This window comes from Bordetella pertussis 18323, from assembly GCF_000306945.1.
Taxonomy (GTDB): Bacteria; Pseudomonadota; Gammaproteobacteria; order Burkholderiales; family Burkholderiaceae_B; genus Bordetella; species Bordetella pertussis.
The window spans coordinates 20,037-46,621 of the sequence record NC_018518.1 but is presented as its reverse complement, the minus strand read 5'-3'; the positions used below and the strand labels follow the sequence as shown (position 1 = coordinate 46,621).

The following is a 26,585-nucleotide window of genomic DNA, read 5'->3' as shown; positions in this document are numbered from 1 at the left end:
ACAATCGATTGACGCCTCTTGCGTCCCCCAGACATGTCCGCAGACCCCGCCACAGCCGCCGCGCCCCCTCCTCTCGCCAACCCGGACGCCGCCCGCGCCGCCCGCATGATTCCCTTCATCGTGGGGTGCGCGCTGTTCATGCAGATGCTGGACTCCACGGTGGTGGCCACCGCCCTGCCGGCCATGGCCGCGGCGCTGGGCTCCACGCCGGTGCGCCTGAACGTGGCGATCACCTCGTACCTGCTGGCGGTGGCGGTATTCGTGCCCATCAGCGGCTGGGCCGCCGACCGCTTCGGCGCGCGCCGCGTCCTCATCGCCGCCATCACCCTGTTCACCCTCAGCTCCGTGGGTTGCGCGCTGTCGCAGAACCTCGGCCAGCTGGTGGTCGCGCGCATCGTCCAGGGCATGGCCGGCGCGATGATGGTGCCGGTGGGCCGCATCATCCTGCTGCGCACCGTGCCCAAGCAGGACTTGCTCAAGGCCATGTCGTTCCTGTCCATACCGGCGCTGCTCGGCCCCGTGATCGGCCCGCCGGTGGGCGGCTTCATGGTCACGTACATGTCGTGGCACTGGATTTTCCTGATCAACATCCCGATCGGCATATTGGGCATCGCGCTGGTGCTGCGCTTCGTCAGCGAGATTCGCGAGGAAAACGCCCCGCGCCTGGACCTGCCCGGCTTCCTGCTGAGCGGCATCTGCCTGGCGGCGCTGGTCAGCGCCTTCGAGGCGCTGGGCCACGGGCTGCTGCCGCCGCTGGAGCTGGGCGCGCTGATCGCCGCCGGCCTGCTGTGCGGCGTGCTGTACGTATGGCATTCGCGGCGCGTCGAACACCCCATCCTGGACCTGTCGCTGCTGCGCACGCCGACCTTCGCCATTTCGGTGCTGGGCGACAACCTGTGCCGCTTCGCGGTGGGCGCCGTGCCTTTCCTGCTGGCCATGCTGCTGCAGGTCGGCTTCGGCCTGTCGCCGTTTGCCGCCGGCATGATCACCTTCGCCAGCGCCGCCGGCGCGCTGCTGATGAAATTCGTGGCCACGCCCATCGTCACCCGCTACGGGTTTCGCCGCGTCCTGACGATCAACGCCATCCTCACCGGCCTGTTCATCGTCGCCTGCGCCGCCTTCACCCCCGTGACGCCGGCCTGGGCAATGATCGCCGTGCTGCTGGCCGGCGGTTTCTTCCGTTCGCTGCAATTCACGGCGGTAAATACGCTAACCTATGCCGATATCGGCCCCGAACGCATGAGCCGCGCCAGCAGCTTCGCCGCCATGGCGCAGCAGCTCGGCATCAGCCTGGGGGTCGGCGTGGCGGCCGTCACGCTCAACGTCAGCATGGCGGCGCGCGGCGCCGCCTCGCTGACCATCGGCGACGTGGTGGTCGGCTTCATGGTGGTCGGCGCGCTGTGCATGCTTTCGGTGCTGTCGTTCCGCCGTCTGGCGCCATCGGCCGGCGCCCAACTTCAGAACGTCAAGGTTCCCCGTGACGGCAAATGAATTCATCCTGGCGCTGGACCAGGGCACGACCAGCTCCCGCGCCATCGTGTTCGACCGCGCCGGCACGGTGCGCGGCATGGGGCAGCGCGAATTCCGCCAGCACTACCCGCGGCCGGGCTGGGTCGAGCACGATGCCGGCGAAATCTGGCAAAGCCAGCTCGAGGTCGCGCGCGAGGCGCTGCGCAACGCCGGCGCCAGCGCCGCCGACCTCGCCGCGCTGGGCATCACCAACCAGCGCGAAACCACCCTGATCTGGGAGCGCGCCACCGGCCGCCCGCTGGCCCGCGCCATCGTCTGGCAGGACCGCCGCACCGCGGCGATGTGCGAAAAACTGCTGCACGACGGCCACGGCCGGATGCTGCAGGAGCGCACCGGCCTGGTCGTCGACGCGTACTTTTCCGGCACCAAGCTGGCCTGGCTGCTCGATCACGTGCCGGGCGCGCGCAAGATGGCCGAGCGCGGCGAGCTGGCCTTCGGCACGATGGACACCTGGCTGGTCTGGCAGCTGACCGGCGGCGCCGTGCACAGCACCGACCCGAGCAACGCCTCGCGCACCATGCTGTTCGACCTGCACGCCCAGGACTGGTCGGACGATATCCTGGCCCTCTTGAACATTCCGCGCGGCATATTGCCGCGCATCGCCCCCAGCAGCGCGCGCATCGGCGAAACCCTGCCCGAGTGGCTGGGCGGCTCGATACCCATCGCCGGCGTGGCCGGCGACCAGCAGGCCGCCACGTTCGGGCAGGCCTGCTTCACGCCGGGCATGGCCAAGAACACCTACGGCACCGGTTGCTTCATGCTGATGAACGTGGGCGACGCGCCGGTGGCCTCGCGCCACAACCTGCTGTCCACCGTGGGCTGGAGCCTGCCGGCGGGCAACGCCACGCACGCCACCTACATGGTGGAAGGCGGCGTGTTCATGGCCGGCGCAGCGGTGCAATGGCTGCGCGACGGCCTGGGCATCATCCAGCGCTCGGCCGACATCGAGGCCCTGGCGGCCAGCGTGGCCGACACGGACGACGTATTCATGGTGCCGGCCTTCGCCGGCCTGGGCGCGCCGCACTGGGATCCCTACGCGCGCGGCACGCTGGTGGGCATGACGCGCGGCACCACGCGCGCCCACATCGCGCGCGCCACGCTCGAATCGATCGCGCTGCAAAGCGCCGAACTGCTGTCGTGCATGAATGCCGACAGCGGCATCCCGCTGTCCGAGCTGCGCGTCGACGGCAGCGCGGCGCGCAACGACCTGCTGATGCAGATGCAGGCCGACCTGCTGGGCGTGCCGGTGGTGCGCCCGCGCGTGCCCGAGTCGACCGCGCTGGGCGCGGCCGGGCTGGCGGGCCTGGCGGTCGGGTTCTGGTCGAGCCTGGACGAGTTCGGCGCGCAGTGGCAGGCCGAACGCACTTTCGAGCCGGCCTGGCCGGCCGATGTGCGCGAAGCCCGCATGCAACGCTGGCGCCAGGCGGTGGAGCTATCGAAGGGCTGGTCGCGCCCTGCCGCCGGCCACGCGTGAAGGCGCGGCGCCGGCGCGTCACAAAGACGGCTTGACCACGGCCAGCAGCACGATCGCGGCGCTGGCGAAGAACACCGCCGCGCCGCCCGCGGCCAGCCACGCCGGCGCGCCGGCCGCGGGGCTGGCCAGCTGGCGGCGCAGCACCAGGCTTTGCGCGCCATGCAACACGACCAGCAGGCCCACCAGGGCCAGCTTGACGTCCAGCCAGGGTTGTCCGAACCACCCGGCCATCGAAGCCAGATAAAGGCCGCAACCCACCCCCAGCAGCATGGCGGGCGAGATCAGCCACCGGTTGCAGCGCGCCAGGCGCTGCGCGAAACGGCCGGGTCCCTGGCCCTGGCGGGCCGGAAACGCGGTCACCGAGCTGAGCACCAGCAGCCCCAGCGTCCAGGCGGCCATCGCCGCCACGTGCACGATCTTGATCCAGGAATACAACATTGGGTACGACGGCCGGGGCCCGCGGGCGCCCGGCCGGCCTTCCGGCATCAGTTCAGGCTGGCGCCCGAGATCTTGACGATTTCCTGGTACTTGGCCATTTCCTGCTTCACGAATGCGGCGAAGGCGTCGGCCGTCATCGGCTCGGCCTCCGACCCCATGGTCAGCAGGCGCTGGCGCACGTCGGGCAGACGCATCGCGTCGGCATAGGCCTTGTTCAGCTTGGCCACCACGTCCGCGGGCGTGCCGCCGGTGGTGAACACGCCGAACCAGGTCCCCAGGTCGAAGCCCTTGACGCCGGCTTCTTCCACGGTGGGCACGTCGGCCAGCAGCGAGGAGCGCTTGGCGGTGGTCACGGCCAGCGCCTTGACCTTGCCGTCCTTGATCAGGGGCGCGGCGGCGGCCAGGTTGTCGAACATGAAGTCCGACTGGCCCGACAGCAGGGCCAGCTGGGCCGGCGCGGCGCCCTGGTAGGGAATGTGCTCGGCGGCGATGCCGGCGCGCGCCTTGAGCAGCTCGCCCGACAAGTGGCCGGCGCTGCCGTTGCCGCCCGAGCCGTAGTTCAGGCGGCCGGGGTTCTTTTTGGCATAGGCCAGCAGGTCGCCCAGGTTCTGGATGTTGTTCTTCTCGGCGAACTCGAGGTTCATGACCAGCACGTTGGGCACCGACGCCACGATGGTGACCGGGGCGAAGTCCTTGACCGGATCATAGGGCAGGTTGGCGAACAGCCACGGGTTGATGGCATGCGTGGCGACCGCGCCCATCACCAGGGTGTAGCCGTCCGGCGCGGCCTTGGCCACCAGGTCGGCGCCGATGTTGCCGCCCGCGCCCGAGCGGTTTTCGACGATGATGGGCTGGCCCAGCGATTCGCGCACCTTCTCGGCCAGCAGGCGGGCCATGGAATCGAGCGGGCCGCCGGGCGGGTAAGGCACCACGAAGCGCAGCGGCTTGGCGGGGAAAGCGTCGCCCTGCGCAACGGCCGGGGCCGTCCACGACAGGCCTGCCGCCACGGCCAGGGCCCCGCCCAGCAGGGCGCGCCGCGTGACGGAAACGAAGGAATGGGAGCGGGACATAAGCGGGTCTCCTGTGCTTTTTGGCGTCTGTGCGGCCCGTAGCATACTCCAGTGTCCCGCCGGGCGATCCGCCGGAAAGCCCGGCGCCAGCGCCGTTTCCCGCCGCCCCGGCCCGCCGCCTCAGTGCAGGATCTGGCTCAGGAACAGCTTGGTGCGCTCGTTCTGCGGATTGTCGAAGAACTCGTCGGGCGTGTTCTGCTCGATGATCTCGCCACGGTCCATGAAGATCACGCGGTTGGCCACCTTGCGGGCAAAACCCATCTCGTGCGTGACGCACAGCATGGTCATGCCGCTTTCCTGGGCCAGCCGCACCATCACGTCCAGCACTTCCTTGACCATCTCCGGGTCCAGCGCCGAGGTGGGCTCGTCGAACAGCATGATCTTGGGGTTCATGCACAGCGAGCGCGCGATGGCCACCCGCTGCTGCTGGCCGCCGGACAGCTGCCCCGGATACTTGGTGGCCTGCTCCGGGATGCGCACCCGCTCCAGGTACTTCATGGCGGTGGCCTCGGCCTCGGCGCGCGACTTCTTCAGCACCCAGGTCGGGCCCAGCGTCAGGTTCTCCAGCACGGTCAGGTGCGGGAACAGGTTGAAGTGCTGGAACACCATGCCGACATCGCGGCGGATCGCCTCGATGTGCTTGAGATCGTTGGTCAGCTCGGTGCCGTCGACGATGATGTGCCCTTGCTGGTGTTCCTCCAGCCGGTTGATGCAGCGGATCATGGTGGACTTGCCCGAACCCGACGGGCCGCATACCACGATGCGTTCGCCTGGCGCGACGTCCAGGTTGATATTGCGCAGCACGTGGAACTGGCCGTACCACTTGTTCACGTCCTGCATGCGAATGATGGCATCCGTCACGGATGTACTCCCTCAATGGCGCCGGCGCCCGTGCGTCGGGGCGCCGGCAAGTTGCTAGCGTTGATGACCGGTCGCCAGGCGGTGCTCCAGCGCCTGGCTGTACTTGGACATCGAGAAGCAGAACACGAAGTAGATCAGGGCGATGAACACATAGGCCTCGACCCCGAAGCCGCGCCACGCGGCGTCCGACAGCGCGGCCTTGGCGGCCAGCGTCAGGTCGAAGATGCCGATGATCACGACCAGCGACGTATCCTTGAACAACGCAATGAAGATGCTGACCAGCGGCGGGATGACGATCTTCAGCGCCTGCGGCAGGATTACCTTGCGCATCTGCTGCCAGCAGGTCAGCCCCAGCGAGTCCGCCCCTTCGTACTGCCCCTTGGGAATGGCCTGCAGGCCGCCGCGCACGGTCTCGGCGATATAGGCCGCCGCGAACATGATGATGGCGATCTGCGCCCGCAGCAGCTTGTCGATGGAAAAACCCTCGGGCAGGAACAGCGGCAGCATCACCGACGACATGAACAGCAGGCTGATCAGCGGCACGCCGCGGATCAGCTCGATGTACACGACGCACAGCGCCTTGATGGCCGGCATGCGCGAGCGCCGGCCCAGGGCCAGCAGCACGCCGAACGGAAACGCCAGGGCGATGCCGAAGGTGGCCAGGATCAGGGTCAGCGGCAGGCCGCCCCAGCGCGCGTTCTCGACGTAGGTCAGGCCCAGCACGCCGCCCCACATCAGCACCGCGACCGCGCTCAGGCCCACGATCCAGACCAGCGCCAGGCTGGGCTTCCAGAAGCGGCGCATGCCGCTGCACACGATCACGGCGATCAGGATGATGGTGGCCAGCAGCGGCCGCCACTGCTCGTCGTACGGATAGGTGCCGAACAGGATCAGCCGATGCTTCTCGACGATGAAGGCCCAGCAGGCCCCCTCCGACTGGCGGCATTCCTGCGCCGAGGTGGCGGTGAAATTGGCGCCGATCAGCGCCCATTCGACCAGCGCAGGCACGGCCATCAGCACCAGCCATGCCAGCAGCACGGTGGCCAGGATGCTCAGCGGCGAGGAGAACAGGCGGGTACGCAGCCAATGCCAGACGCCGACATGGCCGGACGGGGGAGGCAGCGCCTCGCCGGGGGTATGCGTAGCACTGCTCATGTCAACGCTCCACCAGCGCGATGCGCTTGTTGTACCAGTTCATGAATATCGAGATCGTCAGGCTGACCGTGAGGTAGGCCCCCATGATGATCAGGATGCCCTCGATGGCCTGGCCGGTCTGGTTGAGCGTGGTGTTGACCACCGAGACGATGTCCGGATAGCCGATGGCCACGGCCAGCGAACTGTTCTTGGTCAGGTTGAGGTACTGGCTGGTCATCGGCGGGATGATGACGCGCAGCGCCTGCGGCAGCACCACCAGGCGCAGCACCTGGGCGCGGCGCAGCCCCAGCGAGCCGGCGGCTTCCCATTGCCCCTGGTTGACCGCCTGGATGCCCGAGCGCACCACTTCCGCGACGAAAGCCGAGGTGTAGATCACCAGCCCGGCCAGCAGGGCCGCGAACTCGGGCGACATGTTCAGGCCGCCCTGGAAGTTGAAGCCCTTGAGCGCCGGCATGTCCAGCGCCAGCGAGGCGCCGCTGACCAGCCAGCCCACGATGGGCAGCCCGATCAGCAGGGCGATGGCGGCGCGGCCCAGCGGGAATATCCGGCCGGTGGCTTCCTGGCGCTTGCGGCCCCAGTGGCCCAGCACGATGATGGCCACGATGGCCAGCGCCAGCCCGCCCAGCATCCAGTCCAGCGCGTTGCCTTCCAGGCTGGGAACGCGCACGCCGCGATTGGAGATGAACACGCCCGGCAAGGGGTTGTGCGCCTGGCGCGGCCCCGGCATGTTCTCGGTGATCAGCGCGTACCAGAAGAACAGCTGCAGCAGCAGCGGCACGTTGCGCATGACTTCGACATAGATCGAGGTCAGGCGCGCGACCAGCCAGTTCTTGGACAACCGGCCGATGCCGATGAGGGTTCCCAGCAGGGTGGCGAGCACGATGCCGATGACGGCGACGCGCAGTGTGTTGAGCACGCCGACCAGGATTGCGCGGCCATACGTGTCCGAAGGGGAATAGGCGATGGGCGTTTCGCCTATCGCGAAACCGGCCTCGCGGTCGAGGAATCCGAAACCCGTGGCGATATTGCGCACCGACAGGTTGTGCAGCGTATTGGAAACCAGAAACCACGCCACCAGCGCAACCACGACCAGCGCGACGAACTGGTAGACCACGGCGCGCAGGCCGGGATCATTCCAGTTGAGACGACGTCGCGGTGCCGGAATCGGGGCGTTTCGATTGGTAGTCGTCATAAATCAATCTACAGAGTCGGACGTTCGGCCGGCGCGGACGCGCCGGCCTGCTTTGCGCCCGCTCGCACGGACCGGGCAAGGGCTGCCGCATGGCCGCCCTTGCCCGCTTCAGGAGCGGATCAGCGCACCGGCCAGCCGTACATCAGGCCACCCTGCTTGTACGAGGCATTCAGTCCACGCTCCAGCTTCATGGCGCTGCTCTTGCCGAGCGTGGCCTCGAAGCTCTCGCCATAGTTGCCGACCTGCTTGATGATGTTGAAGGCCCACTTGTCGTCCACGCCCAGGTTCTTGCCCATGCCCGGCGTCACGCCGAGAATGCGCTGGATGTTGGGGTTGGAACTCTTGGCCATTTCGTCGACGTTCTTGGACGTGATTCCGTATTCCTCGGCCTCCAGCATGGCGTTGAGCGACCAGCGCACGACGTTGAACCACTGCTCGTCGCCCTGGCGCACCATCGGCCCGAGCGGCTCTTTCGAGAAGTCCTCCGGCAGGATGACGTAGTTATCGGGCTTTTCGAGCGTGGTGCGCGTCGAGGCCAGCTGCGACTTGTCGGTCGTGAAGGCATCGCAACGGCCCGCCGAGAAGGCGCGCACGATCTCGTCGTACTTGTCGATCACGACAGGCTTGAACTCGATCTTGTTGCCGCGGAACCAGTCGGCCAGGTTGAGCTCGGTGGTCGTGCCCGGCTGCACGCAGACGGTGGCGCCGTTGAGCTCTTTGGCGCTCTTGACGCCCAGCTCCTTGGACACCATGACGCCCTGGCTGTCATAGTAGTTGACGCCCACCCCGATCAGGCCCAGCGTCGTGTCGCGCGTCAGCGTGACGGTGGTGTTGCGGGTCAGCACGTCGACCTCGCCGGACTGCAGCGCGGTGAAGCGTTGTTGCGTATTGAGCGGCGTGACCTTGAACTTCGACGCATCGCCGAACATGGTGGCGGCGATGGCGCGGCACATGTCCACGTCCAGCCCCTTCCATTCACCCTTGCTGTCGGCGATCGAGAAACCCGGGATCCCGGTCGATACGCCGCATTGCACAAAGCCCTTCTTCTTCACGTTGTCGAACGTGGCGCCCGCGTGCGCGACCGACCCCGCGGCAAACAGGGCAGCGCCGGCAGCGGCCAGCTTGAGCATCTTCATGTGTTGATCTCCTGTTAGGACAACATCGAATACGCGAGGCCTCGTAGACCAACGCGCTTGGGCGGATGGTAGCGTTCGGATTAATTTGGGGACATGGGGGAAATCCCTTTTAGGGTAATTCACGAAAACGGGGACATCTGTTTGAGATGCGCGTCCCACGCGCCGGGGTACGCGTCATGCGGCGGCGCGCCATTTGCGGCGGCTATCTTGCAGGACGGCACGGGCGCCGGCGCGCCGGCATGCCGGCCGCCTGTCGCGAATTGTCATCGCCGGGCGCGCGCGCGGGGTTACTATTGCGACTTCTTCCTATACCTCGCCATGATTGAATTCCAGCACGTCTTCAAATCTTACGGGCGCGGCCGAAATATCCTGGCCGACATCAACTTTCGCATCAGCGCTGGAGAGTTCGTCTTCGTGTCCGGGCCGTCGGGCGCCGGCAAGTCGACATTGCTCAAGCTGATCGGCGGCCTGGAGCCGCCAAGCCGTGGATCCATCCAGGTCAACAACCAGCGGCTGGACAGACTGCCCAGCCGGGCCCGGCCGTATCTGCGGCGCGCCGTGGGGGTGATCCTGCAGGACACGCACCTGCTGTACGACCGCAGCGCCTTCCAGAACGTCATGCTGCCCCTGGCGGTGACCGGCCAGGCCCCGGACTCGGCCGCCGCGCGCGCCCGCGCCGCCCTGGACAAGGTCGGCCTGGCCGGCAAGGAAGACCTCAACCCCATCGAACTGTCGGGCGGCGAACAGCAGCGCCTGGCGATCGCCCGCGCCATCGTCAACCGGCCGGCCATCCTGATCGCCGACGAGCCGACCGCCAACCTCGACCATGACAACGCGCAGCGCATCATGAATGTGTTCCGCGACTTCAACCGCGTCGGCGTGACCACGCTGATCGCCTCGCACGACCAGGACCTGATGGCCCGCTACGCCACGCGCACGCTCAGCATCGAGCACGGGCGCTTCCACGACACGCACGGAGGCCAAGCATGAAGGCCTGGTTGCGACAACACCGCTACGCGCTGGCGATCACCCTGCGCCGGCTGGCGGCCCAGCCGTTCTCGTCGCTGGCCAACCTGCTGGTCATGGCGCTGGCGCTGGCCCTGCCGCTGCTGGGCAGCGCCATCCTGGTTTCGGTCCAGCCCCTGGCGCGCCAGGTATCGGTCACCCCCGAGCTGACCGTGTTCATGCAGACCCAGGCCCCCGCCACGGCGGCCGGCGCGGTGGCCGAGCGCATCGGCCGCGACTACGCCAGCCAGATCGCCGCGGTGCGGGTGGTGCCGCGCGACCAGGCGCTGGCGGCGCTGCGCGACAACCCCGCCTGGGAGCAGGCCCTGGCCGTGCTGCCCGGCAATCCGCTGCCCGACGCGGTGGTGGTGACGCTGGCCGACGGCGAGAACCTGGCCGGGCGCGCCGGCGCGCTGGCGCAGGACTGGGGCAAATGGGACGGCGTGGACCAGGTGCAACTGGACAGCGCCTGGGTGCAGCGGCTGGAAGCGCTGCTGCGCTTTGCCCGCATCGGGCTGGCGTTCCTGGCGGCCTGCGTGGCGGTGGTAGTGCTGGCCACCGTGTTCAATACCGTGCGCATGCAGGCCATGACCCAGCGCGAGGAAATCGCCGTGGCGCGCCTGGTGGGAGCGACCGAGTCCTTCGTGCGCCGCCCGTTCCTGTACCAGGGCGCCCTGACCGGCGCCGTATCGGCCCTGATCGCCATCGGCGCGGCGGCCATGGCGCTGACCCCGCTCAACGATGCGCTGCTGGGGCTGGCGCGCAGCTATGGGGCCGAATTCGCCCTGCACCTGCCCGGCCTGCCGGTGCTGGCCGTGGCCGTCATCGCCGCCGGCGTGCTGGGCGCGCTGTCGGCGCGCTGGTCAGTGACCCGCAGTACGCGCTTTTAAGCCCCTTGTTCCGCCGAAAGCAGGCGCGCATTCCCGGGTAAAGTCCAGACTTGCCCGGGAAACCGGGCTCGCGCCGAAAAAGGGACGCACCCCTGTCCGCGCGAACGCAAAAATTCACTTGTATGTCGATTTTTTGCAAGGAATAATCACAATTTGAATAAAACTTCGGCGCGCCCGGCTTCGTGCCCGCCGGCCGAGCCCCTGCCCTGCCATGCCTGCCCGACTTGATGCCCGCGCCACGCGCCGCTATTTCGATAACGCCTTCAACAGTCCGGCCGTCAAGATCCTGCCGAACGAGTATTACGTCACGAACGGCGAGGACGTCATGCTGTCGACCGTGCTGGGTTCCTGCGTGGCGGCCTGCATCCACGACCCGGTGATCGGGGTAGGCGGCATGAACCACTTCATGCTGCCCGAAGGCGACATCCATTCGCCGGCCTCGGCCACCATGCGCTATGGCGCCTTCGCCATGGAAGTGCTGATCAACGAACTGCTCAAGGCCGGCGCGGTCCGCGAGCGCCTCGAAGCCAAGGTGTTCGGCGGCGGCGCGGTGCTCAGCGCCATGCAGCTGATGAATATCGGCGAGCGCAACGGCCAGTTCGTGCTGAATTACCTCAAGACCGAAGGCATCCCGGTGCGCGCCCAGGACCTGGGCGACGTCCACGCCCGGCGCATCAATTACTTCCCGCGCGACGGCCGCGTCATGGTGCGCAAGATGGCGCCGCACCACCAGAAGGCCGAGGCGCTGATCGCACAGCGCGAAGCCGCGGCCGCCCAGACGGTCCAGGCCGAAACCCGCGCCGCCCCGCGCGTGGAGCGCTTCGCGCGCCCCGGCGGCATGCGCGTCGAGCGCTTCGACACGCCCAGTCGCCGCGATCCGGTGGGCGCGTAGTTCCCCAGGGCGCCTGTCCCCGCCGTTCATGGCGCATGACGGGGTGCCTGTCCCGGCGGGGACAGGCACCCGGCTCCGCGCTGGCCACGGTCAGGCGGCGCGCACCCCGCCGCCGATCGGCACCACCGAGGCGCTGAATTCGCGCATCAGTTCGGCGCGGCGGACATCGGCGCGCGCCATGGCGGCCTCCTTGATGTGGCCATAGCCGCGGATCTCCTCGGGCAGGCTGGCCAGCGCGACGGCGTGCTCCAGGTTGCCGCGGTTCAGCTTGGGCAGGATCGCGCCCAGCTGCTCGCGGTATTGCTCGATCAGCGCGCGCTCGGCGCGCCGCTCGGCCGTGTACCCGAACACATCGAAGGCCGTGCCGCGCAGAAAGCGCAGGCGCGCCAGCGCGCCGAACAGGCGCAGCGTGGCCGGCCCATAGCGGCGCTTGACCAGGTGCCCTTCGCTGTCGCGCTTGGAAAACAACGGCGGCGCGAGGTGGAAGTTCAGTTTCCAGTCGCCTTCGAACTGCGCGTCGATACGCTTGAGGAACTCGCCGTCCGAGTACAGGCGCGCCACTTCGTACTCGTCCTTGTAGGCCATCAGCTTGAAGTAATAGCGCGCCACCGCCTCGGCCAGCCGCGTGGTGCCGGTGGCGGCCTGCTCGGCCGCGGCCACCTGGTCGACCAGATCCTGGTAGCGCCGCGCATAGGCTTCGTTCTGATACTGCGCCAGGAACGCGCGGCGGATCCGCGCCAGCGCGCCCAGCTCGCCGGCCGGACGCTTGAAGTCCACCACGGCGCCCTGCCCGCGCTTGACTTCGACGATGCCTTCGTCGCCCGCCGCCGGCTGGCCCTTGCCGATCAGCGCCTGCACCTGCGCCAGGTCGTGGGCGGCGCGCCGCCCCCAGGCGAACGCGGCCAGGTTGTTCTCGACCTGCTGGCCGTTGAGTTCGATGGCGCGCTGCATCGCGGCCTCGCCCAGCGGCAGCCAGCCCTTCTGGTAGGCATAGCCCATCATCAGCGGATTGGCGTAGATCGCGTCGCCCAGCAGGCCGACCGCCAGCTCGGCCGCGTCGATGGTGGCCACGTTGTCCGCCCCGCACGCCTTGGCCAGGTCGGCCTGCAGGTTGGAGCCGGGCAGGGTCCAGTCGGGATCGTGGACGAAGGCGGCCGTGGGCGCGACGTCGCTGTTGAGCAGCGTATGCGTGCGGCCCGGGCGCATGCGGGCGATGGCCTCGGGGCTGGTGCCCACGACCAGGTCGCCGGCCAGCACCAGGTCGGCCTCGCCCATGGCCACTCGCGTATTGAGCAGTTCGCCCGGCGTGGGGGCCAGCACGACGTGCGAGTACACGGCGCCCCCTTTCTGGGCCAGGCCCGCCATGTCCAGCACCGAACAGCCCTTGCCTTCCAGGTGCGCGGCCATGCCCAGCAACTGGCCGATGGTGACCACGCCGGTGCCGCCCACGCCGGCGATGAACACGCCGTAGTGGCCGGCCAGCGCGTCGGCGCGCGGCGCCGGCAGGCCCTGGTCGATGGCGTCCTGCTGCGCCAGCGCGCGCGGCTTGCGCAGGCGTCCGCCCTCGACCGTGACGAAGCTGGGGCAGAAGCCCTTCAGGCAGGAATAATCCTTGTTGCAGCTGGACTGGTTGATGGTGCGCTTGCGTCCGAACTCGGTTTCCAGCGGTTCGACCGACAGGCAATGCGACTTCTCGGAACAATCGCCGCAGCCTTCGCAGACGCGTTCGTTGATCACCACGCGCAAGGCCGGGTCCGGATAGGCGTTGCGCTTGCGGCGGCGGCGCTTCTCGGTGGCGCAGGTCTGGTCGTAGACCAGCACCGACACGTCGGGATAGGCGCGCAGCTCCTTCATGACCGCGTCCAGCTCGTCGCGGTGCTTGACCGGCACGCCCGGCGCCAGGTCGGTGACGTGGCGGTATTTCTCCGGCTCGTCGGTGACGACGACGATCTTCTCGATCCCTTCGGCGGCCATCTGGCGCGTGATCATGGGCACGCTGATCGGACCGTCGACCGGCTGGCCGCCGGTCATGGCGACGGCGTCGTTGAACAGGATCTTGTAGGTGATGGGCACCTTGGCCGCCACGGCGGCGCGGATCGCCAGCAGGCCCGAGTGGTAATAGGTGCAGTCGCCCAGGTTGGCGAATACATGCTTTTCCTCGGTGAACGGCGCCTGGCCCACCCACGGAACGCCCTCGCCGCCCATCTGGGTGAACACCTGGGTGTTGCGGCCCATCCAGGTCACCATGTAGTGGCAGCCGATGCCGGCCATGCCGCGCGAGCCCTCGGGCACGCGGGTCGAGGTATTGTGCGGACAGCCCGAACAGAACCACGGCTTGCGGTCCACCACCAGGCGCGGCCGGGCCAGCGCCTGCTCGCGCTCGGCGATGAAATCCAGGCGCGCCTGGATGCCGGCGCGCACGTCCTCGGGCAGCTCGAAGCGCAGCAGGCGCGCGCCGATGGCCTTGGCCACCATGGCGGGCGAGAACTCGTAGTGCGCCGGCAGCAGCCAGTTGCCCTGCGGCACCGACCACTCGCCGCCGTCCTTGTCGTCGAACTTGCCGACCACGCGCGGGATCTTCTTGCCGGTGCCGATCCAGCTGAACAGCTCTTCCTTGAGCTGGTATTCGAGCACCTGGCGCTTTTCCTCGACCACCAGGATCTCGTCGAGATCCTCGGCGAACCGCTGCATGCCGGTGGCCTCCAGCGGCCACACCATGCCCACCTTGAACAGCCGTAGCCCGATGCGCTTGCAGATTTCCTCGCTCAGGCCCAGGTCGGCCAGCGCCTGGCGCGTGTCCAGGTAGGCCTTGCCCGAGGTCATGATGCCGAAACGCGCCTGCGCGTTGGGCACCTGCCACATTTCGCGGTTCAGCCGGTTGGCGCGGGCGTAGGCCAGCGCGGCGTACAGCTTGTAGTCCAGCAGCCGCGCCTCCTGCTGCAGCGGCGTATCCGGCAGGCGGATGTTCAGCCCGTCGGGCGGCAGCTGGAAATCCTCGGGCAGCACGATGCGCGTGCGCTCGGGGTCGACCTCCACCGAGGCGGACACCTCGACGATGTCGGTGATGCATTTCATGCCGACCCACACCCCGGCATAGCGGCTCATGGCCCAGCCATGCAGGCCGTAGTCCAGCACTTCCTGCACGCTGGCGGGAAACAGCGCCGGGATCATGCAGACCTTGAGAATGTGGTCGCTCTGGTGCGGCAGCGTCGACGACTTGGCCGGATGGTCGTCGCCGGCCACCACCAGCACGCCGCCGTGGCGCGAGGTGCCGGCCACATTGGCGTGCTTGAAGACGTCGCCGCAGCGGTCCACGCCCGGCCCCTTGCCGTACCACATGCCGAACACGCCGTCGTACTTGGCGCCCGGGAACAGGTTGACCTGCTGCGAGCCCCACACGGCGGTGGCGGCCAGGTCCTCGTTGATGCCGGGCTGGAATTCGATGTGATGCTGCTTCAGGTACTTGGCGGCCTTCCACATGTTCTGGTCGACCCCGCCCAGCGGTGACCCCCGGTAGCCGGACACGAAGCCGGCCGTGTTCAGCCCGGCGCGCTCGTCGCGCACGCGCTGCATCATGGGCAGGCGCACCAGCGCATGGATGCCGCTCATCCAGGCGCGGCCGGCAGTCAGGGTGTATTTGTCGTCCAGATGTACGGACTCAAGCGCCGCGCGCTGCGCGGGCGTCAGAGGGGCATTCATGTCTACTCCATTTGTAAGGGGTGTCCGAACCAGCCACGCGCTCAAGCCCTTGTGAGGCAACGGCAACAGATCCGGGCGCGTCTACGCCTTTCTTCTTTTCCTTCTTTGTACCCGGCCCGACCCGTCCCCGCAATAGGGCAATGCGATAATGGCGCCCATGGACTTCGCCTCCCGCATCACGGCCTGGCAGGCCCGCCACGGCCGCCACGATCTGCCCTGGCAGAACACCCGCGACCCCTATCGCATCTGGCTCTCGGAAATCATGCTGCAGCAGACGCAGGTGGCGACGGTCATTCCGTATTACCAGCGCTTCCTGGAACGTTTTCCCGATGTGGCCGCCCTGGCGGCGGCGCGCCAGGAAGATGTCATGCCCTACTGGGCCGGCCTGGGCTACTACGCGCGCGCCCGCAACCTGCACCGCTGCGCGCAGGAAATCATGCAGCGCTGCGTCGGCCGCTTTCCCCCGCGCGCCGAAGAGATCGCCACCCTGCCCGGCATCGGCCGCTCCACGGCCGCGGCCATCGCCGCCTTCGCCTACGGCGAGCGCAGCCCCATCATGGACGGCAACGTCAAGCGGGTGTTCACGCGCCACTTCGGCATCGAGGGCGACCCTGCCCGCCGCGCGGTGGAACAGCAGCTATGGGCGCTGGCCGCGGCCCAGGTGCAGGCCGCGCCGGATCTCGACATGCCCGGCTATACACAGGGATTGATGGACCTGGGCGCCACGCTGTGCACGCGCGGCAAGCCGGCCTGCGAACGCTGTCCGGTGGCGCAGTCCTGTATCGCGCGCCGCGACGGACGCCAGGCCGAACTGCCCACGCCCAAGGCGCGCAAGGCCATCCCCGAACGCAGCACGGCCATGCTGGTGCTGCACGGCCCCGACGGCATCCTGCTGCATCTGCGCCCCGCGCCGGGCATCTGGGGCGGCCTGTGGAGCCTGCCCGAATGCGACCCCGCCCACGACCCGGGCGCGGCGGCCCGCGAGCTGGGCCTGCAGGCCGAGGCGCCGGTCGAACTGGCCGCCTTCGCCCACACGTTCACCCACTACCGGCTGCATGTGCGGCCCTGGTATCTCGCGGTGCGCGGCGCGGCGCTGCGCCAGGCGGCCACGCCGGAACGCTGGGTCAGCCCCGCCGAACTGCCCGCCACCGCGCTGCCCGCCCCGGTGCGCAAGCTGCTCGACGGCCTGCTGGCCGCCCTGCCCGCGCCGCCGCGCCAGGCATAGCGCCGACGCCCTACGAGGGCAACAGCATCACCAGCTTGAGTTCCGGGTGCGTGGCCAGCCTGAAGGTGATCTGCTGCAGGTTCTGCCGCCCGCTGCGCGGGTGCTGGAACTCGCGCAGGCCGCCCTCGCGCTCGACCACGGCGTGGCGCGTCCACCAATGCGCGAAGACCGGGCTGGCGCGGTTGAGTTCGTCGAGCAGCGCGACCACGTCGGCCTCGTCGAGGTGGGCCCCCGCGTCGGCGCGAAATTCGGCCACCACGCGGCGGGCGCGCTGGTCCCAATCGACCACCAGCTCGCGCGCGGCCGGGTCCAGGAAGATGTAGCGCAACAGGTTGGGCTGCGCGTCGCGCAGCGGCCAGTCGTCGAACAGCTCGCGCATGGCGGCGTTGCTGGCCAGCAGGTTCCAGGCGCGGTCCAGTGCGTAGGCTGGCGCGTCGATGGCATCGACACAGGCCTGCAGCGACACGGGCGCATCGCCGCCCTCGTCGCGCGGCTGCTGCGGGTCGGCGCATTCGGCCAGCTCGAACAGATAGGCGCGCTCGGCGCGCGCCAGGTGCAGGACATTGGCGATACGCGCCCATACCGCGGGCGATACGGTGACTTCGCGGCCCTGCTCGATCCAGGTGTACCAGGTGACGCTGATGTCGGAGAGCTGCGCCACTTCTTCGCGCCGCAGGCCCGGCGTGCGGCGCCGCGAGCCGGCCGGCAGCCCGGCCATCTGCGGCGTGATGCGGGCGCGCGCCGTGCGCACGAATTCGCCCAGCGCCTGCCGGCGCCGGGCCGAGCCTTCATGGGCGGCCAAATGGGTAGCACTGTTCATACCAGGATGAGCAATAGGCTTGTACGCGTATCGGAAGCCTTCTATCTTACTCGTGCCGCACCCGCGGCCCCTGCCTACCAAGGATTTCCATGTCAGCCACACCCACCCACGACGCCGCCGTCGAACGCCAATTCAGCCCCCGCGCCAGCGCCTACCTGACCAGCGCCGTCCATGCCCAGGGCGAAGACCTGCTGCAGATGGCCGCCATCGCCCGCGAACACCCCGGCGCGCGGCTGCTGGACCTGGGCACCGGCGGCGGGCACGTCAGCTTCCATGTGGCGCCCCATGTGGCCGAAGTCGTGGCCTATGACCTGTCGCAGTCCATGCTGGACGTGGTGGCCGGCGAAGCCGCGCGCCGCGGCCTGGCCAACCTGCGCACCTGTCGCGGCAAGGCCGAGGCGCTGCCGTTCGGCGATGGCGAGTTCGACCTGGTAATGAGCCGCTATTCCACCCATCACTGGGAAGATCCGGGCCAGGCCCTGCGCGAGGCCTGCCGCGTGCTCAAGCCCGGCGGCATCGCGGTATTCGCCGATGTCGTCAGCCCGGGCGAAGCCCTGCTGGACACCTGGCTGCAGACCATCGAAGTCCTGCGCGACACGTCGCACGTGCGCGATTATTCGGCCGCCGAATGGCTGCGCATGGCGGCCGAGGCCGGGTTGGTCACGCAGGGCATGACCGCGCGCCGGCTGCCGCTGGAATTCACCTCGTGGGTCGAGCGCATGCGCACGCCGCCCGAGCTGGTGACGGCGCTGCGCGCCATGACGGACATCGCGCCCGCGCCGGTGCGCCGGCACTTCGCCATCCAGCCCGACGGTTCGTTCACCAGCGACACGTTGACGCTGGTGGCGGTGCGTCCGGCCTAGTCATGGCGTCTGCCCGTGCGTGTGCCTGTCCCGGCGGGGACAGGCACCCGGATTCCCGGGCACAGGCCGCGCCGGCCCCGCTAGCTGTGAAGATTCAATAGGTTGTATGCATGGTTCATCCGAACCGGATTTGAGAAACTGGAAATCGCCGACCCCCCAGTTCACTCAAGGAGCCCGGCCGGATGAACACCCATAAGCATGCCCGATTGACCTTCCTACGTCGACTCGAAATGGTCCAGCAATTGATCGCCCATCAAGTTTGTGTGCCTGAAGCGGCCCGCGCCTATGGGGTCACCGCGCCGACTGTGCGCAAATGGCTGGGCCGCTTCCTGGCTCAGGGCCAGGCGGGCTTGGCCGATGCGTCCTCGCGCCCGACGGTCTCGCCCCGAGCGATTGCGCCGGCCAAGGCGCTGGCTATCGTGGAGCTGCGCCGCAAGCGGCTGACCCAAGCGCGCATCGCCCAGGCGCTGGGCGTGTCAGCCAGCACCGTCAGCCGCGTCCTGGCCCGCGCCGGTCTGTCGCACCTGGCCGACCTGGAGCCGGCCGAGCCGGTGGTGCGCTACGAGCATCAGGCCCCCGGCGATCTGCTGCACATCGACATCAAGAAGCTGGGACGTATCCAGCGCCCTGGTCACCGGGTCACGGGCAACCGACGCGATACCGTTGAGGGGGCCGGCTGGGACTTCGTCTTCGTGGCCATCGATGACCACGCCCGCGTGGCCTTCACCGACATCCACCCCGACGAGCGCTTCCCCAGCGCCGTCCAGTTCCTCAAGGACGCAGTGGCCTACTACCAGCGCCTGGGCGTGACCATCCAGCGCTTGCTCACCGACAATGGCTCGGCCTTTCGCAGCCGCGCCTTCGCCGCGCTGTGCCATGAGCTGGGCATCAAGCACCGCTTTACCCGACCTTACCGCCCACAGACCAATGGCAAGGCCGAACGCTTCATCCAGTCGGCCTTGCGTGAGTGGGCTTACGCTCACACCTACCAGAACTCCCAACACCGAGCCGATGCCATGAAATCCTGGCTACACCACTACAACTGGCATCGACCCCACCAAGGCATCGGGCGCGCTGTACCCATCTCCAGACTCAACCTGGACAAATACAACCTATTGACAGTTCACAGCTAGGAGTTGGCGAACAGGTAGCCGCTGCCGTAGACCGTTCGGATGGGAAGCACCAGGCCCGCCAGCTCGGCCTTGCGGCGCAGCCGGCTGACGATGACGTCGATGCTGCGCTCGCCGGTGGAACGCACCGCCGGGCCGTCGACAGCCAGCTCGCTGGCCAGTTCGGCGCGGCCGGCCGCGCCCAGCAGCAGGCGGACGATCTGCCGCTCGTTGGCCGACAGCGACAGCTCTTCCCCGCCGGGGGCCACGAGCGTCCAGTCCTGGTCGCGCAGCTCCCAGCCCTCGTCGTCGGTACCGCGTTGCGCGACGGCCTCTTCGTCTTCCTGCCAGGCGGGCAGGCGCCGCGCCAGGGCAAGCAGCACGCATGCCAGCTCGCGCTCGTCGGCCGGCAGGGGCACGCAGGCGTCCGCGCCGCTTTGCAGGCAGCGCAGGCGGGCGTCCAGGGTCAGGTTGCCGCCAATGACGATGATGCCCAGCTCCGGCGAGCCACGCAGGCGCGCCACCAGGGCGTAGCCCAGCTCGCCCAGCTCGGAAAGGTCCATCACGACCGCGTCGTAGGTATCCTCACTCAACAGCCCGAACAGCTCCAGGGGCGTGGAACAGCCCTTGGCCGAGATCCCGGCCAGCAGCATTGCTGCAATGATGCGGTCGCGATCGGCGTCGTCGGGCGTCATGATCAACGTGCTCAATTGCTTCATAACGAATCCCTGCCAGTCCGCGGGTTCGCGGCCGGCTTTCAGGCGCTCAAAAGGGAAAGCGCGCGCCTGTACGCATTTGAGACAGTGTGGCGCGGTGTTGCGCAACAGAGCCAGTCAACATTTGTCAACTTTGCAATGTTTGACACTTATGCTCATTGGGGACGATGTAACAAGAGCCCCGGGTTATCATGCGTTTGGTTAGGGTTCCATACACTTTTGGATGACGCCTACGCCAATGTGCGAACAGTAAGTTTCTGGGACGCCAGATGCGCTCGCGACGAATTGGCGAACGCGCGGTTCGCCGCACCGGATCCCGGCCTTGTCCGTAACCTGCTCGCAGACTGCCGTGCGAGCATCGCTCTGTGTCACAACGAATGAAAATTGCGTCGCTCGAAGACGATCTGGACCAGGCGCAGCATATCCAGCAGGTGCTCTCCGCGGCCGGATACACATGTACCAGCTATCCGCGCAGCCTCGACCTGCTGGCGGCGCTGCGCGTCCAGGCGTTCGACCTCATCCTGCTCGACTGGCAGTTGCCCGACATGAATGGCGACGAAGTCGTGCGCCGGCTGCGCACGAGCTACGGTTTTGCCGTGCCTATCATTTTCCTGACCAGCCGGGACCAGGAAAGCGACCTGGTGCAAGGCCTGCAGGCAGGCGCCGACGACTACATCGTAAAGCCCATGCGGCCCGCCGAATTGCTGGCGCGCGTGGCGGCCCTGTTGCGCCGCAGCCAGGGCGCCCTGCCCGACTATCTGCCGTTCTCGGTCGCGGGCTATCGCATCGATCCCAACGAGCGCTCCATCGCCCTCGACGGCCAGGTCGTACCGTTGCCGCCCAAGGAATTCGAACTCGCGCAGTTGTTTTTTCGCAACGTCGGGCGCCTGATCTCGCGCGATGTGCTTGCAGAAAGCGTGTGGAACCGGGAGATCCCGGCGACCTCGCGCACCCTTGATACGCATTTGTCGAATATTCGCCAGAAGTTGCAGTTGCGCCCCCAGAATGGGGTGCGCTTGTCTTCGTCCTATGCCCTGGGCTATCGGCTGGAATTGGTCAGCGACCCGCAGCCGCAGGGCGACGACGCCAAAGACGACTAATCCAAGGAGAGAAGTTCATGATTCGGCCGTTCGCGCCAGCGTTCATGCTGGTGTGCGCCCTTGTGGCCAGCGCCGCGGTACAAGCCCAGCCCGCAGGTAGCCTGGGAGAGAATTTTCTTTACCGAGTGCGTTCTGGCGACACGCTTATAGCGTTAGCAAGCACTTACACCGGTAATGAATCCAACTGGTCGATCCTGCAGACGCTGAACCGGGTGGACGACCCCCAGCGCCTGCCGATCGCCCTCGAGCTGCGCATTCCGCTGGCCATGATCCCGGTGCAGGCGGCAGGCGCCGAGGTGGTCCACGTCAGCGGCAACGCCACCGCCGACGGCCAGGCCCTGCGGGTCGGCACGCAGATCGTCGAGGGCAGCACCATCAGGACCGCGTCCGGCAGCTTCGTTACCCTGAAACTGTCCGACGGCAGCCAGGTGACGATTCCCGAGAACGGCACGGTGGCCGCCAACCGCCTGCGCCAATTCCAGCGCGTGCCGCTTACCGATTCGATCTTCCAGGTACAGCAAGGCGAGCTCGAATCGCGCGTGGCCCCGGGCGGCCAGGGCGTTGGCCGCTTCGAGATCCGTACGCCGGTGGCGGTCACGGGCGTGCGCGGCACCCGCTTTCGCGTCAAGAGCAGTCCGCGGGGCGCCAGCAGCGAAGTCCTGGAAGGCAGCGTACGCCTGCAGCCGCACGCCCCCGACGCCGCGCCGGCCACGCCGGTAGCGGTGTCCTCGGGCTACGGCGCCAATGTCGGCAGCGACGGCGCGTTCTCGGGCGTGCAGGCCCTGCTGCCCGCCCCCCAACTGCAAGCCCCGGCGCGCGCCGCCTCGGGCGGCTGGACGGTGCCGTTTGCGCCCGTATCCGGCGCTTCCGCCTATATAGTGAGGGTTTCGCGCGACGCGGAGGGCATGCACGTGGTGGCGTCCGACCGGTTCGATACCAACGATGTACGGTTCCGCGCGCCCGGCGCCGGAACCTACTACGTGGCGGTTCGCGCCGTGGATGCCTCCGGTTTGAACGGGCGCGAAGCCGTGCAGCCTTTCGAAGGCGCAAACGTGCTGTCCACGCCCTATGGCCTGTCCGTAGCCACCGGCACCGGCGACCTGGTGCTGCTCAGCGAATTCTAAGGTGCGCCGCCGCCGCCCCCTGCCCGACTCCCCCGCCCGGCGCTGGCTGGCGGCGCGCACCGGCATCATGCTGACGATGGTGCTGGTGACGGTTGCGGGACTGCTGGGCGCCCTGGGCGGCATGGGCCGCATCGACCTGACGCTGTACGACCGGGCCGTATCGCTGTCCGGCCGGCCAGCCAGCCCGGAAATCCTGATCGTCATGATCGACGACGACAGTATCGCCACGCTGGGGCGCTGGCCCTGGAGCAGGACGGTGCACGCGGCCCTGCTGGACAAGCTGGGCGAGGCCCGCGCAGTGGGCCTGGATATCATCTTTGCCGAACCCGACCGCGCCGAACCCGCGGTCGACGCGCAACTGGCCGAGGCCATCCGCCGCAACGGCAAGGTGGTGCTGCCGGTGGTGCTCAACCGCCTGCCGCGCGCGACGGGCCACGAGCCGCCGCTCGAGTCGCTGGCGCAGGCCGCCGCCGCACTGGGCTTCATCAATGTCGAGCTCGATACCGACGGCGTGCTGCGGCGCTCGATCTGGACAGCCCAGGTCGGCACCGCGCTATGGCCGCATTTCTCGCTGTCGCTGATGAGCGTGGGCGGCGAGGCGCAACAGGCCCTGCAGTTTGCCACCGCGCAACTGGCGGCCGGCCAGACCCGCATCCCATACGCCGGCCCCCCCGGCCATTTGCGCACGGTGTCGTATATCAGCGTGCTGCAGGGCAACGTACCGCCCGAATGGATCCGCGGCAAGTATGTGCTGGTGGGATCGTGGGCAACGGGCCTGACCGATGCGTTCCCCACGCCCGTCTCGCACCAGGCCAATGGCATGGCGGGCGTGGAGATCATCGGCAACATGCTGCAGGCGGCGCGCCAGAATATTTCCTATACCGTCGCCAGCCCCTGGCATAACGCCTTGGCCGCTGCGCTGCCCGTCCTGCTGCTGTGCCTGGGCCTGCGGGTGCTCTCGCCCAAGGCGGCGCTGGTGCTCAACGGCGCCATATTGCTGGCCGTATTGCCGGTCACCTATCTGGCCCTGCGCTTTGGCCAGGTGTGGTTTCCGCCGACGGCCACGATGCTGGTGCTGGCGCTGTGCTATCCGATCTGGAGCTGGCGCAGCCAGGAAGCCGTGCTGCGCTACATGGACAATGAACTCAAGCGGCTGCAGCGCGAATATCCGCCGGTGCTCAACGAAGGCCGTACCCACACGCTGCTGGTCAACCGTTCGCTGGAAGACCGCCTGGGCAAATTGCGCGAAGCGCTGGCGCGCGTGCGCAACCTGCGACGCTTCCTGACCGATGGCCTGGACGGCATGCCCGACGCGACGCTGGTGTTCGACCCGCGCGGCCGGCTGCAGTTTCGCAACCGCGCGGCGATCCAGTATTTTCGCAGCCTGGGGTTGCGTGCGCCGCGCCATGGCCAGCTGGCCGCCGATCTGTTCCAGCGCGCCATCACCGACGAACGCAACCGCCAGACCTTGACCGAGGCCCTGCGGCATACGCCGCCCGATGCGCAGGATTCGCCGTGGAACGTGGACATGGAGGTCCGAGACCAGGCCGGACGCGACCTGATCCTGAAGTGCGCGCCCATTCGCACCGACGAAGGCGCTTTCGCCGGCACCGTGGCCACCCTGACGGATATCACCGTCATACGACAGGCCGAGCGCAAGCGTGAAGAGACGCTGCGCTTCATTTCGCACGACATGCGCGCGCCGCAGAATTCGATACTTGCCCTGGTGGCCATGAACCAGGACTCGCTCAATGGCGTGCAGCAGAGCGACGCGCTCGCCCGCATCGCCATGCTGGCCAACCGCACATTGCGGCTGGTCGACGATTTCGTCCACCTGACACGCGCGGAATCGATGAAGATCGCACCGACGGAGCTGGACCTGAGCGAGTTGCTGCGCGAGGCGACCGACGATTTCTGGGCGCCGGCGCGCGCGCGGCATCCGCATCGAGATCGACGAACCCCTGCCCATCGCCCTGGTGCGCGGCGACGACACCTTGCTGCAGCAGGCCCTGAGCAACCTGCTGGACAACGCCATCAAATTCAGTCCGTCCGATGGCCGTATCCGCTGCACGGTCGTGCGTGACGCCGATGACTGGGTCGCATCGATCCAGGACGACGGACCTGGCATCGCTCCCCAGGACCAGCTGCAGATCTTCCAGCCCTTTACGCGCGTCAACACCGCCGGCTCGAACGAAGTAGGCGGCGCTGGCCTGGGGCTTGCATTCGTGCGCACCGTCGCCGAACGGCTGGGCGGCCGGGCCGAGGTCATCAGCCCGCCATCGGGCACGGGGCCCGCCGGCTCTACCTTCGTGCTGCGCCTGCCGGCCAGCCCACCCCCTGGCTGAGAGCCATCCGGACGCTCACTGGAACACGTGCGTGATGCGAGCCGGCTGGCCCGCCTTGACCTAGAGCGTGGCCCGATACGGCGGCAGGTCGGCATTGCGCACGACGACCGAGTAGCGTCCCGGCACCAGGCGCAATTCCTTCATGGGCGGGCTGACACCACGCCGCACGCCATTGATCCAGATCTCGCCCCACGGCTGCACGTTGATGCGTACCGTCACGCGGGCAGCGGCCGGTGCCGGCGTCGCGGCGGCCTCGGATTCGGCCTGCGCGTCTGTTGCAGCGTCCTCCGGCGCAACATCGGGCGCGGGAGCGGCGTCCGGACCAGCCTGTGCTTGCGCCGGCGGCGCAGCGCCGGATGTATCGGCGCTGCCGGCGGCCGGCGGTTCAGCCTCGCGGGAGTCTGATGGCGTGGCAGTGGCGCCGGGCGTCGTCACGCGTTCGGAGCTCGTGATCACGCCGCTGGGCGTACCGGTCAGGCGCTGCCACCAATAGACGGCCACGCCCAGCGTCGCCAACGCCAGCAGGATCGCGAACAGAATGCTGCGCACCGCCGGACGCTGCCGTACCGGCTCTTCGTCGTGCACCTCGTCGCGTGGCGGCGGTTCGCTGGGCAGAGGCGCCATGGCCTCGGCGGGCGGCTCCGGCTCGGGGAACTTGAGCGAGTCGACAAAGGCCTCGAACGTGTGCGGCCGCACGGCCAGGCCGGCATCGATGGCGCGCAGGAAATCGTTGTCATACTTGGGCAGATCGCGCTGCGCGAGCGGCTGATAGCCGTCGTTGACCGAGCGCTCCGGCGCCGCAGGCGGGCGGCGGCCGGTAATGAGCGAGTGCGCCACGGCGCTCAATGCGTAGATGTCGGTCCAAGGACCGCGCGGCCAGGCAGGATCCTCCACATAAAGCTCGAATGGCGCGTATCCCGGCGCCGGCAGCGCGGCTTCGCCCTGGGCCGCCCCATTGAGCGCCAGCAGATGCGCGCGCCCGCTTTCATCCAGCCCCACCGAATCGACGGTGATGTCGCCGCAGATATGTCCCTGCTCATGCACGCTGGCCAGCTGCGGCACCAGCTCGCCCAGCAGGCGCTTGATGCGGGCTTGCGGCACGCCTCCGGCAGCGGTGGCCGCAATAGCGCTCAACGGGCGATGCGCGAGAGGCGCGGCGCCTGCAAAAGGACTGCGGGGATGCTGGGAAGCGGCGAAAAGAGGCATAGTTCTATGACAAAAGCAAAAAACGGCAGCGATAACCGGATATTGTGCTTGTGATGCTGAAAGCGCGGCTATCCTTACGTTTCGATAAACATATTGTCGTCTCGACGCACTTCGTAGGACACGCCCATCCTTGCGGGCCGCCTTATGGATATTATCCAGGCTACTTGGCCGGATTTTACGAATATGCCCGCGGCGCAAGGATATACCAACCTCGAACCCCGTTTCCTGCCCTCGTCCATCATGCCCATAATCCTCCGCCCTTTCCTGCCCAGTCTTTCCCTGGCCGTGCTCGCGCTAAGCGGCTGCGCCAACCTGTCCCAGCCCGCTGCCGAGGTCCCCGCCACCCCCGCCGCGCTGCAGGCCCTAGCCGAAGTACGTACGGAATATGGCGCAGGCCATTATGGCGAGGTCATCCGCCGCGTCGCGCGCTCCGATGAACTGGCGGCCGCGCCGAAAGCGGTGCGTATCGAAGCGTTCAAGCTGCAGGCATTCAGCTACTGCGTGAGCAATTACACCCAGCTGTGCGAAGACGCATTCGTGCGCATACTGCACCTGGACTCCAGTTTCACGCTGGCGCCCAACGAAGCCGGACATCCCGCCTGGGGCCCGGTCTTTCGGGCCGCGCAATCGAAAGCCGGCACCTGACCGCAATCGCAACCGCGTCAAGCAAAAGGCCGCTGATATGCATCAGCGGCCTTTTTTTGGCTGTCGGGCCACGCCCCTCGCGGGGCGCGC

At 68.0% G+C, this 26,585-nt stretch carries 22 protein-coding genes and 1 pseudogene; 12 read left to right on the top strand and 11 right to left on the bottom strand.

Annotation, left to right across the window (positions count from 1 at the left end; genetic code table 11):
* The first annotated feature begins 33 nt into the window (after positions 1-33).
* Positions 34-1,491 carry a DHA2 family efflux MFS transporter permease subunit gene (locus tag BN118_RS00210; protein WP_010931669.1) on the top strand — a complete coding sequence of 486 codons (1,458 nt, stop codon included), beginning with the start codon at positions 34-36 and terminating at the stop codon, positions 1,489-1,491.
* Positions 1,478-3,004 (top strand): glycerol kinase GlpK, encoded by a 1,527-nt coding sequence (gene glpK / locus BN118_RS00205; RefSeq protein WP_010931670.1) that lies wholly within the window; start codon positions 1,478-1,480, stop codon positions 3,002-3,004. The genes BN118_RS00210 and glpK overlap by 14 nt, the downstream gene beginning before the upstream one ends.
* 18 nt (positions 3,005-3,022) lie before the next feature.
* Here glpK and BN118_RS00200 read toward each other — a convergent pair whose 3' ends face one another.
* The 6 genes from BN118_RS00200 to BN118_RS00175 form a co-directional block, all read right to left on the bottom strand.
* Positions 3,023-3,490 carry a CopD family protein gene (locus BN118_RS00200; RefSeq protein ID WP_003815061.1) on the bottom strand — a complete coding sequence of 156 codons (468 nt, stop codon included), beginning with the start codon at positions 3,488-3,490 and terminating at the stop codon, positions 3,023-3,025.
* Entirely contained in the window at positions 3,490-4,512 is a 1,023-nt protein-coding gene (locus BN118_RS00195) for a Bug family tripartite tricarboxylate transporter substrate binding protein (RefSeq protein ID WP_010931671.1), read from the bottom strand. Before BN118_RS00195 ends, BN118_RS00200 begins: the two co-directional genes overlap by 1 nt.
* 120 nt (positions 4,513-4,632) lie before the next feature.
* Entirely contained in the window at positions 4,633-5,373 is a 741-nt protein-coding gene (locus BN118_RS00190) for an amino acid ABC transporter ATP-binding protein (RefSeq protein ID WP_003815064.1), read from the bottom strand.
* Positions 5,374-5,427: 54 nt separating this feature from the next.
* Entirely contained in the window at positions 5,428-6,528 is a 1,101-nt protein-coding gene (locus tag BN118_RS00185) for an amino acid ABC transporter permease (protein ID WP_014905386.1), read from the bottom strand.
* A gap of 1 nt (position 6,529) precedes the next feature.
* Entirely contained in the window at positions 6,530-7,720 is a 1,191-nt protein-coding gene (locus BN118_RS00180) for an amino acid ABC transporter permease (protein ID WP_014905385.1), read from the bottom strand.
* 119 nt (positions 7,721-7,839) lie between these two features.
* The gene (locus BN118_RS00175) at positions 7,840-8,856 is read right to left on the bottom strand and encodes an amino acid ABC transporter substrate-binding protein (protein ID WP_003815070.1); all 1,017 of its coding nucleotides are present in this window, start codon (positions 8,854-8,856) and stop codon (positions 7,840-7,842) included.
* Between the two features lie 318 nt (positions 8,857-9,174).
* Between BN118_RS00175 and BN118_RS00170 the strand changes: the two genes are divergently transcribed.
* The 3 genes from BN118_RS00170 to cheD all read left to right on the top strand — a co-directional run bounded on the left by BN118_RS00170 (position 9,175) and on the right by cheD (position 11,643).
* Positions 9,175-9,846, top strand: coding sequence for a cell division ATP-binding protein FtsE (locus tag BN118_RS00170; protein ID WP_003815073.1), 672 nt, complete (start codon positions 9,175-9,177; stop codon positions 9,844-9,846).
* Positions 9,843-10,751 (top strand): cell division protein FtsX, encoded by a 909-nt coding sequence (locus BN118_RS00165; RefSeq protein WP_010927126.1) that lies wholly within the window; start codon positions 9,843-9,845, stop codon positions 10,749-10,751. Before BN118_RS00170 ends, BN118_RS00165 begins: the two co-directional genes overlap by 4 nt.
* Before the next feature lie 211 nt (positions 10,752-10,962).
* Positions 10,963-11,643 (top strand): chemoreceptor glutamine deamidase CheD, encoded by a 681-nt coding sequence (gene cheD, locus BN118_RS00160; RefSeq protein ID WP_014905384.1) that lies wholly within the window; start codon positions 10,963-10,965, stop codon positions 11,641-11,643.
* A gap of 90 nt (positions 11,644-11,733) precedes the next feature.
* Here the strand turns inward: cheD and BN118_RS00155 are convergent, their stop codons facing one another.
* Positions 11,734-15,342, bottom strand: coding sequence for an indolepyruvate ferredoxin oxidoreductase family protein (locus BN118_RS00155; protein ID WP_014905383.1), 3,609 nt, complete (start codon positions 15,340-15,342; stop codon positions 11,734-11,736).
* A 148-nt stretch (positions 15,343-15,490) separates the two neighbouring features.
* Here BN118_RS00155 and mutY point away from each other — a divergent pair, with 148 nt between their 5' ends.
* Entirely contained in the window at positions 15,491-16,567 is a 1,077-nt protein-coding gene (gene mutY, locus BN118_RS00150) for an A/G-specific adenine glycosylase (RefSeq protein WP_010931673.1), read from the top strand.
* Positions 16,568-16,577: 10 nt separating this feature from the next.
* Here mutY and BN118_RS00145 read toward each other — a convergent pair whose 3' ends face one another.
* On the bottom strand, positions 16,578-17,387 hold the full coding sequence (locus BN118_RS00145) for a helix-turn-helix transcriptional regulator (protein ID WP_003815084.1): 810 nt from the start codon (positions 17,385-17,387) through the stop codon (positions 16,578-16,580).
* An 89-nt stretch (positions 17,388-17,476) separates the two neighbouring features.
* Here BN118_RS00145 and BN118_RS00140 point away from each other — a divergent pair, with 89 nt between their 5' ends.
* Positions 17,477-18,250 carry a class I SAM-dependent methyltransferase gene (locus tag BN118_RS00140; RefSeq protein ID WP_003815086.1) on the top strand — a complete coding sequence of 258 codons (774 nt, stop codon included), beginning with the start codon at positions 17,477-17,479 and terminating at the stop codon, positions 18,248-18,250.
* Here BN118_RS00140 and BN118_RS20345 read toward each other — a convergent pair whose 3' ends face one another.
* Positions 18,251-18,415 (bottom strand): hypothetical protein, encoded by a 165-nt coding sequence (locus BN118_RS20345; protein ID WP_023998031.1) that lies wholly within the window; start codon positions 18,413-18,415, stop codon positions 18,251-18,253. It lies immediately after the preceding gene.
* 17 nt (positions 18,416-18,432) lie between these two features.
* Here BN118_RS20345 and BN118_RS00135 point away from each other — a divergent pair, with 17 nt between their 5' ends.
* Positions 18,433-19,383 carry an IS481-like element IS481 family transposase gene (locus BN118_RS00135; RefSeq protein ID WP_010929577.1) on the top strand — a complete coding sequence of 317 codons (951 nt, stop codon included), beginning with the start codon at positions 18,433-18,435 and terminating at the stop codon, positions 19,381-19,383.
* Here the strand turns inward: BN118_RS00135 and BN118_RS00130 are convergent.
* Positions 19,380-20,183: a response regulator transcription factor gene (locus tag BN118_RS00130; RefSeq protein WP_014905382.1), complete on the bottom strand. Its 804-nt coding sequence runs from the start codon at positions 20,181-20,183 to the stop codon at positions 19,380-19,382. The genes BN118_RS00135 and BN118_RS00130 overlap by 4 nt on opposite strands.
* A gap of 257 nt (positions 20,184-20,440) precedes the next feature.
* On the opposite strand from BN118_RS00130, the gene BN118_RS00125 reads away from it, so the two are divergent.
* From BN118_RS00125 to BN118_RS00115, 3 genes and pseudogenes are all read left to right on the top strand, one after another.
* Positions 20,441-21,175, top strand: coding sequence for a response regulator transcription factor (locus tag BN118_RS00125; protein WP_014905381.1), 735 nt, complete (start codon positions 20,441-20,443; stop codon positions 21,173-21,175).
* A 17-nt stretch (positions 21,176-21,192) separates the two neighbouring features.
* Entirely contained in the window at positions 21,193-22,299 is a 1,107-nt protein-coding gene (locus BN118_RS00120; RefSeq protein WP_014905380.1) for a FecR family protein, read from the top strand.
* 1 nt (position 22,300) lies between these two features.
* Positions 22,301-24,644, top strand: a pseudogene (locus BN118_RS00115) (CHASE2 domain-containing protein).
* A 60-nt stretch (positions 24,645-24,704) separates the two neighbouring features.
* On the opposite strand, the gene BN118_RS00110 reads toward BN118_RS00115, so the two are convergent.
* The gene (locus BN118_RS00110; RefSeq protein ID WP_014905379.1) at positions 24,705-25,850 is read right to left on the bottom strand and encodes a serine/threonine-protein kinase; all 1,146 of its coding nucleotides are present in this window, start codon (positions 25,848-25,850) and stop codon (positions 24,705-24,707) included.
* Between the two features lie 240 nt (positions 25,851-26,090).
* On the opposite strand from BN118_RS00110, the gene BN118_RS00105 reads away from it, so the two are divergent.
* Positions 26,091-26,495 (top strand): TssQ family T6SS-associated lipoprotein, encoded by a 405-nt coding sequence (locus tag BN118_RS00105; RefSeq protein ID WP_014905378.1) that lies wholly within the window; start codon positions 26,091-26,093, stop codon positions 26,493-26,495.
* Positions 26,496-26,585: the final 90 nt, after the last annotated feature.

Excerpts from the sequence above, each read along its gene's own strand:
- BN118_RS00210 (WP_010931669.1), top strand. The coding sequence starts at position 34 with ATGTCCGCAGACCCCGCCACAGCCGCCGCGCCCCCTCCTCTCGCCAAC.
- BN118_RS00200 (WP_003815061.1), bottom strand. The coding sequence starts at position 3,490 with ATGCCGGAAGGCCGGCCGGGCGCCCGCGGGCCCCGGCCGTCGTACCCA.
- BN118_RS00195 (WP_010931671.1), bottom strand. The coding sequence starts at position 4,512 with ATGTCCCGCTCCCATTCCTTCGTTTCCGTCACGCGGCGCGCCCTGCTG.
- BN118_RS00185 (WP_014905386.1), bottom strand. The coding sequence starts at position 6,528 with ATGAGCAGTGCTACGCATACCCCCGGCGAGGCGCTGCCTCCCCCGTCC.
- BN118_RS00180 (WP_014905385.1), bottom strand. The coding sequence starts at position 7,720 with ATGACGACTACCAATCGAAACGCCCCGATTCCGGCACCGCGACGTCGT.
- BN118_RS00175 (WP_003815070.1), bottom strand. The coding sequence starts at position 8,856 with ATGAAGATGCTCAAGCTGGCCGCTGCCGGCGCTGCCCTGTTTGCCGCG.
- BN118_RS00170 (WP_003815073.1), top strand. The coding sequence starts at position 9,175 with ATGATTGAATTCCAGCACGTCTTCAAATCTTACGGGCGCGGCCGAAAT.
- BN118_RS00165 (WP_010927126.1), top strand. The coding sequence starts at position 9,843 with ATGAAGGCCTGGTTGCGACAACACCGCTACGCGCTGGCGATCACCCTG.
- cheD (WP_014905384.1), top strand. The coding sequence starts at position 10,963 with ATGCCTGCCCGACTTGATGCCCGCGCCACGCGCCGCTATTTCGATAAC.
- BN118_RS00155 (WP_014905383.1), bottom strand. The coding sequence starts at position 15,342 with ATGAATGCCCCTCTGACGCCCGCGCAGCGCGCGGCGCTTGAGTCCGTA.
- mutY (WP_010931673.1), top strand. The coding sequence starts at position 15,491 with ATGGCGCCCATGGACTTCGCCTCCCGCATCACGGCCTGGCAGGCCCGC.
- BN118_RS00145 (WP_003815084.1), bottom strand. The coding sequence starts at position 17,387 with ATGAACAGTGCTACCCATTTGGCCGCCCATGAAGGCTCGGCCCGGCGC.
- BN118_RS00140 (WP_003815086.1), top strand. The coding sequence starts at position 17,477 with ATGTCAGCCACACCCACCCACGACGCCGCCGTCGAACGCCAATTCAGC.
- BN118_RS00135 (WP_010929577.1), top strand. The coding sequence starts at position 18,433 with ATGAACACCCATAAGCATGCCCGATTGACCTTCCTACGTCGACTCGAA.
- BN118_RS00120 (WP_014905380.1), top strand. The coding sequence starts at position 21,193 with ATGATTCGGCCGTTCGCGCCAGCGTTCATGCTGGTGTGCGCCCTTGTG.
- BN118_RS00110 (WP_014905379.1), bottom strand. The coding sequence starts at position 25,850 with ATGCCTCTTTTCGCCGCTTCCCAGCATCCCCGCAGTCCTTTTGCAGGC.
- BN118_RS00105 (WP_014905378.1), top strand. The coding sequence starts at position 26,091 with ATGCCCATAATCCTCCGCCCTTTCCTGCCCAGTCTTTCCCTGGCCGTG.